The organism is Clostridium arbusti SL206 (assembly GCF_000246895.1).
Classification (GTDB): Bacteria; Bacillota; Clostridia; order Clostridiales; family Clostridiaceae; genus Clostridium_I; species Clostridium_I arbusti.
Genome location: NZ_BAEV01000094.1, coordinates 1 through 15,281, shown reverse-complemented (window position 1 = coordinate 15,281; position 15,281 = coordinate 1). Strand labels below are relative to the sequence as shown.

Here is a 15,281-nt window from a genome sequence, read left to right as displayed (position 1 = left end):
TTCGCTATAAGAGAAGGCGGAAGAACAGTTGGTTCAGGTGTTGTTACTTCTATCGTTAAATAGTCTAAGAAGTATGGACTGGGTTATTACCTGGTCCTTTTAAAAGTTGAAATAGCAGGCATATTATACTTCATATGACACTTTAATATATTTGTTGACAGAAATAATTGATTGTGATAAAATATTCAGGTAACACATGTTTTGAAAGACGTATGTTATGTATAAGGCTTGAAAACCGGGAGGTGTAGATTGTGAGAGTTAAAATAACTTTAGCATGCACAGAGTGTAAACAAAGAAATTACAATACTATGAAGAACAAAAAGAACAATCCAGATAGACTTGAAATGAGAAAATACTGTCCTTTCTGCCACACACATACACTTCATAAAGAGACTAAATAGTTAAGACCTATTTACACAATTTTTTAATGGGATGTGAATAGAATGGGTGATAATGGAAAAACTGAAAAGATGAAAAGTTCACCATTAAAAGGATTAGTAAATTTTTTTAAAGAACTTAATGCGGAAACTAAAAGAATTACTTGGCCATCTAAATTTGATGCTAAGAAGGCAACTGCTGTAGTTACGGTGTTCTGTGCAATTTATGTTGTAATAATTGCAATTTTGGATTTTGGTTTTAATAATCTCTTCAAGGTGATCTTTAAATAAGGCGTGTAGAAGGAGGTTATGGGACTAGGAATAAATCCTAATCCAAAAGTTATGGGAGAAAAAGCTAGATGGTATGTAGTACATACATATTCAGGGTATGAGAATAAAGTTAAGGCTAATATAGAGAAGACAATAGAGAATAGAAATATTCATGACTTGATTTATGATATTCAGGTTCCAATGGAAGAAGAAATCGAAGAAAAAGATGGTAAGAAAAAAGTTACTCTTAAAAAGGTTTTTCCGGGATATGTTTTAATTAAGATGATAATGACCGATGATTCTTGGTATGTTGTTAGAAATACAAGAGGAGTAACTGGATTCGTTGGTCCAGGATCTAAACCAGTAGCGCTTACTGATGAAGAAGTTGATTCTATGGGTATTGTTGAAAAACCTATAAAAGTTGATGTAGAGGTAGGCGAGAGTGTTAAGGTTATTAATGGGCCTTTAGAAAATCAAATTGCTTTGATTCAAGAGATTACTGAAGATAAGCAGAGAATTAAAGGTTTAGTTAATATGTTTGGCAGGGAAACTCCTGTTGAACTTGATTTTAATCAGATACAAAAATTAGATTAAGCAAGTAAAGACGAAAGTCTTAATAAGGTGGGAGAATTTTAAAAATTCGTATAACCACATTGTAGGAGGTGTAAACTCATGGCTAAAAAAGTGGTAGGTTTAATAAAACTTCAATTACCAGCAGGAAAAGCAACTCCAGCACCACCAGTTGGACCAGCACTTGGACAACATGGTGTTAATATTATGGCATTCTGTAAGGAATATAATGCTAAGACTGCTAATCAAGCAGGGCTTACTATACCAGTTGTAATTACAGTTTATCAAGATAGATCATTTAGTTTTATACTAAAAACTCCACCAGCAGCGGTATTAATTAAAAAAGCAGCTGGAATTAAGAGTGGATCAGGTGTGCCAAATAAAACAAAAGTTGCTAAAATAACTAAAGAACAAGTTAAGCAGATAGCTGAAACAAAAATGCCAGACTTAAATGCAGGTTCAATAGAAGCTGCTATGAGCATGGTTGCTGGAACAGCTAGAAGTATGGGCGTAGAAGTTACAGAGTAGTTTTCTAATTAGTGGGAGGCAAAAACCGTTAATACCACAAAGGAGGATTTTATTATGGGAAAGAATTATGTTGAAAGCGCAAAACTTATTGACAAAAATGTCTTATATACACCAAGTGAAGCTGTTGAATTAGCTGTAAAAACTTCAAAAGCTAAATTTGATGAAACTATAGAACTTGCTATGAGACTTGGAGTAGATCCAAGACATGCAGATCAACAGGTTAGAGGTGCAGTAGTATTACCTCATGGAACTGGAAAAAAAGTTAGAGTTTTAGTTTTTGCCAAAGGCGAAAAAGCTAAAGAAGCAGAAGCTGCAGGCGCTGAATTTGTTGGAGCTGATGAACTTGCTTCAAAGATTCAAAGTGAAAATTGGTTTGATTTTGATGTAGTTGTAGCTACTCCAGATATGATGGGCGTAGTTGGAAGACTTGGTAGGATTTTAGGACCTAAGGGTTTAATGCCTAACCCAAAATCAGGTACAGTTACATTTGATTTAACTAAAGCTATTGCTGAAATAAAAGCTGGTAAAGTTGAGTATAGAGTTGATAAAACTTCTATTATTCACGTTCCAATAGGAAAACATTCTTTTGGAAATGAAAAACTTGCAGAAAATTTTCATTCTTTAGTAGAGGCTGTAGTAAAGGCAAAGCCAGCATCAACTAAGGGACAATATATAAAGTCAGTAGTAATAAGCAGTACTATGGGACCAGGAATTAAAATTAATCCTGTGAAAGTTTTAGATTAGTATTGACTTATAAAAATATATTTGATACAATTTTTAAGGTTAAATAAGTAAATACTCCGTAGATAGTAGGTGCTGATGCGTAACGGGAAACCAACCTGCCGAGGATTCCAATATATGACGTGTATATGGTCTCTTCGTTCTGCGGAGAGACCTTTAGTTTTTAATTGAGCAGTTTTAAACTGTGAGGAGGTGTACACACAGTGGCAAGCAAATTTAAAGAATTGAAAGAAGCAAAAATTTCAGAAATAAAAGAGAAGTTAAGCAAGGCGGAAGCTGTTATAATGGTAAATTACCAAGGATTAACAGTTCAAGAGGATACTGAACTTAGAAAGAGCTTAAGAGAAGTTGGTGTAGAATATAAAGTTTATAAGAATACATTGGTAACTCGTGCGGCTAATGAACTTGGATTTGAAGGAATGGTACAATATCTTGAAGGACCAATAGCTGTAGCTATTGGATATGAAGATCCTACTGCTCCTGCAAGAGTGTTAAATGATTTTTCAAAAACACATAAAGCATTAGAATTAAAGGCAGGATTAGTTCAAGGTGAGATGTTTGATGAAAATAAAATCAAAGAACTTGCATCTGTTCCATCAAAAGAAGTTCTTATTGCGAAATTACTTGGAAGCTTCAAAGCTCCAATATCAAATTTCGCTTACTTAGTAAGTGCTATAAAGGACAAAAAAGAGTCAGAGTCATCTGAACAAGTTTAAAAAGAGAAATATATTCGGAGGTGCTATAAAATGACAAGAGAAGAAATAATTGAAGCTATAAAAGGTATGACTGTTTTAGAATTAAATGAATTAGTAAAATCTTGTGAAGAAGAATTTGGTGTTAGTGCAGCTGCTCCTGTAGCTGCAGCTGGTGCAGGCGCAGGCGCAGGCGCTGCAACTGAAGAAAAATCAGAATTTGATGTAGTTTTAGTTGAAACTGGTGCTAATAAGATTAAAGTTATAAAAGCAGTTAGAGAAATAACTGGTTTGGGATTAAAAGATGCTAAAGAAATAGTTGATGGTGCTCCAAAAACTATTAAAGAAGGCGTAGCAAAAGAAGAAGCTGAAGCAATGAAAGCTAAGATTGAAGAAACAGGCGCAAAAGTAGAGTTAAAGTAGTCAGTTTCTAAAATGGTACTCTTGGGAGTACCATTTTTTTTTAAGATGTAATTATAAACATAAAGCATAATTTTTTCTTTTTTTACTTGCATTGACATAGGCTATATTTTATGATATAATATAAAAATGCAACGAAATATTTAGATTTTGTTTAACAAAATTACGTGTCATATGAATTAATGTCAAAATTATGGTTATAATAACCAAATAGTAGTGTAATAAGCCCAGAAATGTAATTCCACAGGTGAAGTGCGTTTTTGGTTATTTTAGTTTATACAAGGGGTGAAAGCTAATGGTACATCCTGTGCAAGTGGGTAAAAGAACAAGAATGAGTTTTTCTAAGCAACATGAAATTGGAAAGATGCCTAATCTTATAGAAATACAATTAGATTCATATGAGTGGTTTCTTAAAGAGGGACTTCAAGAAATATTTGATGATATTAATCCAATTCAGGATTATACAGGCAATCTTGTTCTAGAGTTTGTAGGGTACAAACTTGACATGGAAAACATCAAGTATTCTGTAGAGGAATGCAAAGAAAGAGATACTACATATGCAGCACCTTTAAAAGTAAAGGTTAGATTGCTCAACAAGGAAACTGGTGAAGTCAAGGAACAGGAAGTTTTTATGGGAGATTTTCCTTTAATGACAGAACAAGGAACCTTTGTAATCAATGGTGCAGAAAGAGTTATAGTAAGTCAATTAGTAAGGTCACCAGGAGTCTATTATGATTTTTCCGTAGATAAAACTGGTAAAAAACTATTTTCATCAACAGTAATACCAAACAGAGGTGCATGGCTAGAATACGAAACTGACAGCAATAGTGTTATTTATGTAAGAATTGATAAAACTAGAAAATTACCTGTTACTATATTAGCTAGAGCTATGGGATATGGATCAGATGCTGATGTTATAGAGTATTTTGGTGAAGAAGAAAGACTAAAAGCAACAATTGAAAAAGATAATACAAAGACTAAAGAAGAAGCATTGTTAGAAATATATAAAAGATTAAGGCCTGGTGAACCCCCAACAGTTGATAGCGCAGTTTCTCTTATAGATTCATTGTTTTTTGATCCTAAGAGATATGATTTATCTAGAGTAGGAAGATATAAATTCAACAAAAAGCTAGCGATAAGTCTTAGAATCGCTAATAAGGTAGCTGCTGAAGATATAATTAATGATGAAACTGGCGAAATAGTTCTCCAAAAGGGTGAAAGAATAGATAGAGAAAAAGCTATTGAAATTCAGAATTCAGGTATTAATAAGGTAGACGTAATTATTGACGATAAGATTATTAGAATTATAGGAAATCATTTTGTTGATATAAATCATTTCATTAAATTTGATATAAGCAATTTGAACATAAAAGAATTAGTTCATTACCCAGTATTAAATGAGATACTACAAAATTATACTGATGAAGATTCAATCAAGGAACAACTTAAGAAAAACATTCACAGATTAGTGCCGAAACATATTGTTAAAGATGATATATACGCAACAGTAAGTTATGAGCTAGGGCTAGCTTATGGTGTGGGCAATGTAGATGATATTGACCATTTAGGGAACAGGAGACTTAGATCTGTTGGTGAATTGTTACAAAATCAATTTAGAATAGGACTATCCAGAATGGAAAGGGTAGTTAAGGAAAGAATGACTATCCAAGATCAAGAGGTAATAACTCCTCAAGCACTTATAAACATAAGACCAGTGGCAGCGGCTATTAAGGAATTCTTTGGTAGTTCACAACTTTCACAATTTATGGATCAAACAAATCCATTATCAGAACTTACTCATAAGAGAAGATTATCAGCATTGGGACCTGGAGGTCTTTCAAGAGAAAGAGCTGGATTTGAAGTAAGAGACGTTCATCATTCACATTATGGTAGAATGTGTCCTATAGAAACTCCGGAAGGTCCAAATATAGGCCTTATCAATTCACTGGCTACTTATGCTAAGGTTAATGATTATGGATTTATGGAGAGTCCATATAGAATTGTAGATAAAAGTAATGGTAGAGTTTTGAATGAAATAAGGTATTTTACTGCTGATGAGGAAGACCAATTTTTAATTGCACAGGCAAATGAACCGCTTAAGGAAAATGGTGACTTTGTAGATAGTAAGATAACTGTAAGAACTAGAGATGATGTATTGGTAGTATCTAATACAGAAGTTGATTTGATGGATGTATCTTCAAGACAAATAGTATCAGTTGCTACAGCTATGATACCATTCCTTGAAAATGATGATGCCAGCCGTGCTCTTATGGGTTCGAACATGCAGCGTCAAGCGGTACCTTTATTAAAACCTCAAGCTCCTGTTGTAGGAACGGGTATAGAATTTAAAGCTGCTGTTGATTCTGGAGTTCTTCCTAAATCAAAGCACGCAGGTATAGTTGACTATGTAAGTGCCAATGAAGTGAGAGTAAAAAGAGATGATAATGGATCTATTGATTCCTATAGATTATTGAAATTCAAGAGATCTAACCAAGGTACATGTATAAATCAGAGACCTATAGTTTCAAAAGGCGAAAAAGTAGAAATTGGAACTGTACTTTCAGATGGCCCATCTACTGATTTGGGAGAAATAGCACTAGGTAAGAATATTCGTATGGGATTCATAACATGGGAAGGATACAATTACGAAGATGCTATGCTTATATCTGAAGAACTTGTTAGAGAAGATGTATTTACATCAATTCATATAGAAGAATATGAATCAGAAGCTAGAGATACTAAGCTTGGACCGGAGGAAATAACTAGAGATATACCTAATGTAGGTGATGATGCGCTTAAGGATATTGATGAAAGAGGAATTATAAGAATTGGTGCAGAAGTTCGGTCGGGTGATATACTAGTTGGTAAAGTTACTCCTAAAGGTGAAACTGAGTTAACTGCAGAAGAAAGACTTCTAAGAGCTATCTTCGGAGAAAAAGCAAGAGAGGTAAGGGATACATCTCTTAGAGTTCCACATGGTGAATCGGGAATAATTGTAGATATAAAAGTTTTCACCAGAGAAAATGGAGATGAATTACCTCCTGGAGTTAATGAATTAGTAAGATGCTATATTGCTCAGAAAAGAAAAATATCTGTTGGAGATAAAATGGCTGGAAGACATGGTAATAAAGGTGTTATTTCAAGAGTTTTACCGGAAGAAGATATGCCATTTCTACCAGATGGTAGACCACTTCAGATATGCTTAAATCCATTGGGAGTTCCTTCTCGTATGAATATAGGTCAAGTTTTAGAAGTCCATTTAGGCTGGGCAGCAGCTAACCTTGGTTGGCATATTGCTACACCAGTGTTTGATGGAGCTACAGAAGCTGAAATAGTTGAATGCCTAAAGAAGGCTGGATATGATGAGGATGGAAAAACTTTATTATATGATGGAAGAACAGGGGAAGCATTTGACAGTAGAGTTACTGTAGGATACATGTATATATTAAAACTAGCACATTTAGTTGATGATAAAATACATGCAAGATCAACTGGTCCGTATTCTTTAGTAACACAACAACCGTTAGGTGGTAAAGCACAGTTTGGTGGTCAGAGATTTGGTGAAATGGAAGTATGGGCTCTTGAAGCTTATGGCGCGGCTCATACTTTACAAGAAATATTAACATTCAAGTCTGATGACGTTGTTGGTAGAGTTAAGACATATGAATCTATAGTTAAAGGTGAGAATATACCAGAACCAGGTGTTCCAGAGTCTTTTAAGGTTCTTATAAAAGAACTTCAAGCTTTATGCTTAGATGTAAAAGTTTTATCAGGAGACAACGAAGAAGTAAAATTGAAAGAATCAATGGAAGAAGGTTTGGAAGATTTAGCGGTGAATATTGAAGGAAATGAAGATAGTGTTCCTCCAGTTCCTTCAGATGATTACGTTGAATCTGATAATCAAGATACAGAAGATGAGGATATCGATTTAGATTATGACGATTTACCGTTAGATGATCTTAAAAATGGATTGGAACTTGAAGATTTTAATGATGAACACTAATTATGAAGGGAGGATGTACCCTTGGAATTAAATAATTTTGATGCTTTACAAATAGGATTAGCTTCACCAGAAAAGATAAGAGAGTGGTCTAGAGGTGAAGTGAAAAAACCAGAAACAATAAATTATAGAACTTTGAAACCTGAGAAGGATGGACTATTCTGTGAAAGAATATTTGGTCCTATGAAAGATTGGGAATGTCATTGTGGTAAATATAAAAGAGTAAGATATAAAGGAATAGTTTGCGATAGGTGTGGAGTTGAAGTAACAAAAGCAAAAGTTAGACGTGAAAGAATGGGTCACATAGAACTTGCAGCTCCAGTATCTCATATCTGGTATTTTAAAGGTATACCATCTCGTATGGGATTGATACTAGATATGTCTCCTAGGGCTCTAGAAAAAATACTTTATTTTGCATCATATGTTGTGTTAGATCCAAAAGAAACATCTTTATTAAAAAAGCAACTCTTGAATGAAAAAGAATATAGAGAAGCTATTGATAAATATGGTGAAGATAGTTTTGATGCTGGTATGGGAGCTGAATCAGTTAAAAGATTGCTTGAAGATATAGAATTAGAGCAGCTGTCTACTGAATTAAAAGATGATTTGAAAACTAGCACAGGACAGAAGAAAATTAGAATTATAAGAAGATTAGAAGTTGTAGAATCTTTTAGAAAATCTACTAATAGACCAGATTGGATGATTATAGATGTAATTCCTGTAATTCCTCCAGATCTAAGACCTATGGTACAACTTGATGGTGGACGATTTGCTACTTCGGATTTAAATGATCTTTACAGAAGAGTTATCAATAGAAACAACAGACTTAAGAAATTACTAGATTTAGGTGCACCAGATATCATAGTAAGAAATGAAAAAAGAATGTTACAAGAAGCTGTAGATGCTCTTATTGATAATGGAAGAAGAGGAAGGCCAGTAACAGGTCCAGGAAATAGGCCGCTTAAGTCACTTTCTGATATGCTTAAAGGTAAGCAAGGAAGATTCAGACAAAATCTACTTGGAAAGCGTGTTGATTACTCAGGACGTTCAGTTATAGTTGTTGGTCCAGAATTGAAGATGTATCAATGTGGTCTTCCAAAAGAAATGGCTTTAGAATTATTTAAACCATTTGTTATGAAAAAACTAGTTGAAAGTGGAGTGGCACATAATATAAAGAGTGCTAAGAGAATGGTTGAAAGAGTTCAACCTCAGGTTTGGGATGTCTTGGAAGAGGTAATCTCTGATCATCCAGTACTATTAAATCGTGCACCTACTTTGCATAGATTAGGAATTCAGGCATTCCAGCCAATATTAGTTGAAGGTAGAGCAATAAAATTACATCCGCTTGCTTGTACAGCGTATAATGCTGATTTTGATGGTGATCAAATGGCTGTTCACGTTCCTTTGTCTGTAGAAGCGCAAGCAGAAGCAAGATTTTTAATGTTAGCCGCTCATAATATATTGAAACCATCAGATGGTAAACCTGTATGTGTTCCAACACAGGATATGGTATTGGGATCTTACTATTTAACAATTGATAAAGATGATGTTAAAGGAGAAGGAAAGGCATTTTCTTCACCAGAAGAAGTTATAATGGCATATCAACTTGGAGAAGTGGATGTGCATGCTAAAATAAAGGTTAAATTATCTAAAGTAATAGATGGAGAAAAAATATATAGAATAATAGATGCTACACCAGGAAAACTTTTATTTAATGAATCTATACCACAAGATTTGGGGTTTGTTGATAGAAGTATTCCTGAAAATGAGTTCAAATTAGAAGTTGATTTCTTAGTTGGTAAAAAGAATTTAGGTAAAATTATAGATAAGTGTTATTTAAAACACGGACCAACTAAAACATCTATTATGTTAGATAAAATTAAGGCAAAAGGATACCACTATTCATCTATAGGAGCTATAACAGTTTCTACATCTGATATGACGGTTCCGCCAGAAAAGAAAGTTTTACTTACCGCAGCAGAAACTTCTGTTGATAAAATAGAAAAGTTGTATAGAAGAGGATATATTTCTGAAAATGAGAGATATGAAAGAGTAATAGATGTTTGGACTAAAACTACTGAAGAAGTTGCAGATGCACTTATGAACAACTTGAATAGATTTAACCCTATATTTATGATGGCTGATTCAGGAGCTAGAGGTTCAAAAAGTCAGATTAAGCAGCTTGCTGGTATGAGAGGCCTTATGGCTAATCCATCTGGTAAAATTCTTGAAATGCCAATTAAGGCATCTTTCAGAGAAGGTCTTGACGTACTTGAATACTTTATATCAACGCATGGAGCTAGAAAAGGTAATGCGGATACAGCACTAAAAACAGCTGACTCTGGATACCTTACAAGAAGACTTGTTGATGTATCACAAGATGTTATTGTAAGAGTTGATGATTGTGGTACTGAAGAGGGCTTTGAAGTATCTGAGATAAAAGAAGGAAATGAAGTTATTGAGCCTTTAAAGGAAAGATTAACTGGTAGATATAGTTCAGAAGATATTATAAATCCTAAGACAAAAGATATAATTGTTCATAGAAATGATTATATGGATGTTCATTTAGCCGAAAGGGTAGAAGAGTCTGGCGTTAAGAAAGTTAAAATAAGATCTGTATTTACGTGTGATTGTAAATATGGTGTATGTGCTAAATGTTATGGTATGGATATGGCCACAGCAAAACAAATTGGCATCGGTGAAGCTGTTGGAATTATAGCAGCACAGTCAATCGGTGAACCTGGAACACAGTTGACAATGAGAACATTCCATACAGGTGGAGTTGCAGGAGCTGATATAACGCAAGGTCTTCCTAGAGTTGAAGAACTTTTTGAAGCAAGGAAACCAAAAGGTCTTGCAATAGTAAGTGAAGTCTCTGGTACTGTTAGACTTGAAGATACAAAGAAGAAGAGAATAGTATATGTTGTTACTGATTCTGGAGAAGAGGTTAGTTATGATATACCATTTGGATCAAGTTTAAAAGTACAAAATGGAAACATTATAAATGCTGGAGATGAGATTACAGAAGGATCTATTAATCCACATGATATATTAAGGATAAAGGGAGTTAATGCAGTTAAAAATTATCTTTTATCAGAGGTTCAAAAAGTTTATAGATTACAAGGTGTTGACATAAACGATAAACATCTAGAAGTAGTTGTAAGACAAATGACTAGAAAAGTTAAAATTGAAGATTCAGGTGATACTGAATTGTTACCGGGTACGATGATTGACATTTTTGATTTTAATGAAGCTAATGAGAGTATAGAAGCTAAGGGTGGAGAAACTGCAAAGGGAAGAATTGCATTATTGGGAATAACTAAAGCATCTCTTGCTACAGATTCATTCTTATCGGCTGCATCTTTCCAGGAAACAACTAGGGTACTTACAGATGCTGCGATTAAAGGTAAAGTTGATCCATTAATAGGACTAAAGGAAAATGTAATTATTGGTAAACTAATACCAGCAGGTACAGGTATGCAAAGATATAAGAATATAAATATTGAAGAACAAAAAGAAAATAATGATGAAATTTTAGCAAAAGAAAGCTAACTTAACAAATGATTTGTTGACATGAAAAGTTTAAAATGATAAAATACATTTTGTGTGATTTGAATTACATAAGATTTAAATCGCACAGTAATTTATCATAAGGAGGGTATTTTATGGTAAACAGACTTAGCGGGAAAAAAGTTGTTGGTATAAAACAAACTATTAAAGCTATAAAAAATGGGCAAGGTAGGATTGTTTATATTGCAAAAGATGCTGACAATAAACTAATTAATACTGTTGAGGAGTTATCCATGGAGTATTCCTTAGAAGTTGTTTATGTTGAAACTATGAAAGAATTAGGCAAACTTTGTGGAATAGATGTAGGAGCAGCTAGTGCTCTAGTTCTAGAATAGATTAGATGTGCTATTATCTAAATTAATATATATTGATAGTAGATTTTAAAGGAGGTGTAAGTATGCCAACTATCAACCAATTGATAAGAAAAGGTAGAAAGACAACAACGGTTAAGTCAACTGCACCAGCATTGAAAGAATGTCCACAAAAAAGAGGAGTATGTACAGTTGTTAAAACAACGACTCCAAAGAAGCCTAACTCAGCTTTAAGAAAAATTGCAAGAGTTAGACTTAATAATGGATATGAAGTTACTGCGTATATTCCAGGTGTAGGACACAACTTACAAGAGCATAGTGTTGTTCTTATAAGAGGTGGAAGAGTTAAAGATTTACCAGGTGTTAGATATCACATTATCAGAGGTACATTAGATGCTTCAGGTGTTGCTAACAGAATGCAGGCTAGATCAAAGTATGGTGCTAAGAAACCAAAACAAAAATAGTTTATTTGACTTAGTGCTATGTCTTCAGCATTTATATATAAAATGTAAGATTGTTTTGATTATTTATGAAAGACTTACTTACCCTCATTGATAGAGATATTATGAGTATATTATAAGATTTTGCAGAAGTACAGAGCGCTTTACGGCAGGAATGTCGAGTACCGATGAACTTAAAATTATTTTATTAAGGAGGGAAGAAAAGTGCCAAGAAAAGGACATATAGCAAAAAGAGATGTATTACCAGATCCAGTATATAATAGTAAAGTTGTTACTAAACTTATAAATAATATAATGGAAGATGGGAAAAAGGGTGTAGCTCAGAAAGTATGCTACGGTGCTTTTGAAACTATAGCTTCCAAAACAGGAAAAGAAGCTATAGAAGTTTTTGAAGTAGCAATGAACAATATAATGCCATTACTTGAAGTAAAGGCTAGAAGAATAGGTGGAGCAACTTATCAAGTTCCTATAGAAGTTAGACCAGAAAGAAGACAGACATTAGGAATAAGATGGATGCTTGATGCAGCGAGAAAAAGAGGAGAAAAGCACATGCAAGACAAACTTGCTGGAGAGCTTATCGATGCTTTGAATAATACAGGTGCTGCCGTTAAGAAAAGAGAAGATACTCATAAAATGGCAGAAGCTAATAAAGCATTTGCACATTATAGATACTAATATTAATATAGCAAAACTGTTTTGGGATATCCAAAGCAGTTTTGTCAAATTTTACATTTTGGTAGTTGAGAGGAGGAAAAATAATGGCTAGAAAATATCCGTTAGAAAAATTCCGTAATATAGGAATAATGGCACATATTGATGCTGGTAAAACAACTACAACAGAGCGTATATTGTTTTATACAGGTAGAACTCATAAGATTGGTGAAGTTCACGAAGGCGCAGCTACAATGGACTGGATGGTGCAAGAGCAAGAAAGAGGTATTACAATAACGTCAGCTGCAACTACATGTTACTGGAAGGGACACGAAATAAATATCATAGATACACCAGGACACGTAGATTTTACAGTTGAAGTTGAGAGATCATTAAGAGTTCTTGATGGAACTGTAGCTGTTTTCTGTGCTAAAGGTGGAGTTGAACCTCAGTCTGAAAATGTATGGAGACAGGCAGATAAATATAAAGTTCCAAGAATGGCTTATATTAATAAAATGGATATATTAGGAGCTGACTTCTTTAGAGCAGTTAATATGATGAGAGATAGACTTAAGGCAAATGCAGTTCCAATACAATTGCCAATAGGTAAAGAAGATAATTTCCAAGGAATAATTGATCTTATTAAAAATGAAGCTATTATTTATGAAGATGAATTAGGAACACAGATGGAGGAAACTGCTATACCTGAAGATATGAAAGAATTAGCAGAAGAATACAGAACTTCAATGATAGAAGCAATTGTTGAATTAGATGAAGATTTAACTATGAAATATCTTGAGGGTGAAGAAATTACTGAAGAAGAGTTAAATGCAGCAATTAGAAAAGGTGTTATAGCAAATGAGATAGTACCAGTTGTGTGTGGATCTTCTTACAAAAATAAAGGTGTTCAACAAATGCTAGATGCAGTTGTTGCATATATGCCATCACCACTTGATATACCACCTATAAAGGGTGAAACTCTTGAAGGTGAAGAAGATGTAAGACATACTAATGATGATGAACCAATGTCAGCATTAGCATTTAAGATAGCAACTGATCCTTTCGTAGGAAGACTTGCATTTACAAGAGTTTATTCAGGAATAATGAAGAGTGGATCTTACGTATTGAATTCTACAAAAGGTAAAAAAGAAAGAATTGGAAGATTAGTTAAGATGCATTCTAATCATAGAGAAGATGTTGAAGAATTGGAAGCAGGAGATTTAGGTGCTATTGTTGGTCTTAAATCTACAACTACTGGCGATACATTGTGTGATGAAGATCATCCAATAATACTTGAAAATATGGTATTTCCAGAAACAGTTATTGATGTAGCTATAGAACCAAAAACAAAAGCGGGTCAAGAAAAGATGGGTATTGCTTTAGCAAAACTTGCTGAAGAAGATCCAACATTTAAAACTCATACAGATCAGGAAACGGGTCAAACAATTATATCTGGTATGGGAGAATTGCATCTTGAGATAATTGTTGACAGACTTACAAGAGAGTTTAAGGTAGAATGTAATGTTGGTAAACCACAAGTTGCTTATAAAGAAACCATTAGAAAAGCAGTTAAAGCGGAAGGTAAATTTGTTAGACAATCTGGTGGTCGTGGACAATATGGTCATTGTTGGATTGAAATGGAACCAAGTGAAGGAGAGTATACATTTGAAAATGGTGTAGTAGGAGGGTCAATTCCTAAAGAATATATACAACCAATTGATGATGGTATTAGAGAAGCTTCTGAAAGTGGTATTATAGCTGGATTCCCAACTATAAACTTTAAAGTTAAAGTAGTAGATGGTTCTTACCATGATGTTGACTCTAATGAAATGGCATTTAAAATAGCTGGATCCATGGCGTTTAAAAATGCAATGGCTAAAGCTGACCCAGTAGTACTTGAACCTATGATGAAGGTTGAAGTAGTAGTCCCAGAAGATTATATGGGAGATGTAATGGGAGATATTAATGGTAGAAGAGGAAGAATTGAAGGTATGGAGGCTCAAGCTGGTGCTCAAATAATAAGAGCATTTGTTCCATTATCAGAGATGTTCGGTTACGCTACCGTTCTTAGATCAAGAACACAAGGTAGAGGAACTTATAGTATGGTATTTGATCACTATGAGGAAGTACCTAAGAGTATTCAAGAACAAATAATTGGAGAAAGACGATAATTGTTTTTTTTAGGGAGGAATAAATAAAATGGCAAAAGCAAAATTTGAGAGAACAAAACCACATGTAAATATAGGAACAATAGGACACGTAGATCATGGTAAGACAACATTAACAGCAGCAATAACAACAGTATTATCACAAACAGGTGGAGCAGTAGCAACAAACTACGCAGAAATAGATAAAGCACCAGAAGAAAAAGAAAGAGGAATTACAATCAACACAGCACATGTTGAATATGAAACAGCAAATAGACACTATGCACACGTTGATTGTCCAGGACATGCTGATTATGTAAAGAACATGATAACAGGAGCAGCACAAATGGATGGAGCAATTCTAGTAGTAAGTGCGGCAGATGGTCCAATGCCACAAACAAGAGAGCATATATTATTGGCAAGTAGAGTTGGAGTACAACATATAGTAGTATTCTTAAACAAAGCAGACATGGTAGATGATCCAGAACTAATCGAATTAGTAGAAATGGAAGTAAGAGAATTATTAAGTGAATATGGATTTCC

At 34.0% G+C, this 15,281-nt stretch carries 14 protein-coding genes and 1 other annotated feature; all 14 genes read left to right on the top strand.

Annotated elements, in window-relative coordinates; all coding sequences use genetic code 11:
• Positions 1-251 precede the first annotated feature (251 nt).
• Positions 252-401 (top strand): 50S ribosomal protein L33, encoded by a 150-nt coding sequence (rpmG, locus tag RH99_RS14565; protein WP_010239760.1) that lies wholly within the window; start codon positions 252-254, stop codon positions 399-401.
• 42 nt (positions 402-443) lie between these two features.
• Complete coding sequence (gene secE / locus RH99_RS14560) at positions 444-668, top strand: preprotein translocase subunit SecE (protein WP_010239757.1); 225 nt, start codon at positions 444-446, stop codon at positions 666-668.
• Positions 669-719: 51 nt separating this feature from the next.
• The gene (gene nusG / locus RH99_RS14555) at positions 720-1,241 is read left to right on the top strand and encodes a transcription termination/antitermination protein NusG (protein WP_010239754.1); all 522 of its coding nucleotides are present in this window, start codon (positions 720-722) and stop codon (positions 1,239-1,241) included.
• A gap of 78 nt (positions 1,242-1,319) precedes the next feature.
• A complete protein-coding gene (gene rplK, locus RH99_RS14550) occupies positions 1,320-1,745 on the top strand; it encodes a 50S ribosomal protein L11 (protein ID WP_010239752.1) in 426 nt (141 codons plus the stop codon).
• A 54-nt stretch (positions 1,746-1,799) separates the two neighbouring features.
• The gene (gene rplA, locus RH99_RS14545; protein ID WP_010239750.1) at positions 1,800-2,489 is read left to right on the top strand and encodes a 50S ribosomal protein L1; all 690 of its coding nucleotides are present in this window, start codon (positions 1,800-1,802) and stop codon (positions 2,487-2,489) included.
• Between the two features lie 38 nt (positions 2,490-2,527).
• Positions 2,528-2,656: a sequence feature (ribosomal protein L10 leader region), on the top strand.
• 33 nt (positions 2,657-2,689) lie between these two features.
• Positions 2,690-3,202: a 50S ribosomal protein L10 gene (rplJ, locus tag RH99_RS14540; RefSeq protein ID WP_010239748.1), complete on the top strand. Its 513-nt coding sequence runs from the start codon at positions 2,690-2,692 to the stop codon at positions 3,200-3,202.
• Between the two features lie 30 nt (positions 3,203-3,232).
• Positions 3,233-3,601, top strand: coding sequence for a 50S ribosomal protein L7/L12 (rplL, locus tag RH99_RS14535; RefSeq protein WP_010239745.1), 369 nt, complete (start codon positions 3,233-3,235; stop codon positions 3,599-3,601).
• A gap of 292 nt (positions 3,602-3,893) precedes the next feature.
• Positions 3,894-7,601: a DNA-directed RNA polymerase subunit beta gene (gene rpoB, locus RH99_RS14530; protein WP_010239743.1), complete on the top strand. Its 3,708-nt coding sequence runs from the start codon at positions 3,894-3,896 to the stop codon at positions 7,599-7,601.
• 21 nt (positions 7,602-7,622) lie between these two features.
• A complete protein-coding gene (rpoC, locus tag RH99_RS14525; protein WP_010239741.1) occupies positions 7,623-11,150 on the top strand; it encodes a DNA-directed RNA polymerase subunit beta' in 3,528 nt (1,175 codons plus the stop codon).
• Between the two features lie 113 nt (positions 11,151-11,263).
• Positions 11,264-11,503, top strand: coding sequence for a ribosomal L7Ae/L30e/S12e/Gadd45 family protein (locus tag RH99_RS14520; protein ID WP_010239739.1), 240 nt, complete (start codon positions 11,264-11,266; stop codon positions 11,501-11,503).
• Between the two features lie 62 nt (positions 11,504-11,565).
• Entirely contained in the window at positions 11,566-11,943 is a 378-nt protein-coding gene (rpsL, locus tag RH99_RS14515) for a 30S ribosomal protein S12 (protein ID WP_010239736.1), read from the top strand.
• A gap of 201 nt (positions 11,944-12,144) precedes the next feature.
• Positions 12,145-12,615, top strand: coding sequence for a 30S ribosomal protein S7 (gene rpsG / locus RH99_RS14510; protein ID WP_010239733.1), 471 nt, complete (start codon positions 12,145-12,147; stop codon positions 12,613-12,615).
• Positions 12,616-12,698: 83 nt separating this feature from the next.
• Positions 12,699-14,762, top strand: coding sequence for an elongation factor G (gene fusA / locus RH99_RS14505; protein ID WP_010239731.1), 2,064 nt, complete (start codon positions 12,699-12,701; stop codon positions 14,760-14,762).
• A gap of 28 nt (positions 14,763-14,790) precedes the next feature.
• Positions 14,791-15,281 (top strand): GTP-binding protein (locus RH99_RS14500; RefSeq protein WP_010239412.1); only part of this gene is annotated, 491 nt, incomplete at its 3' end.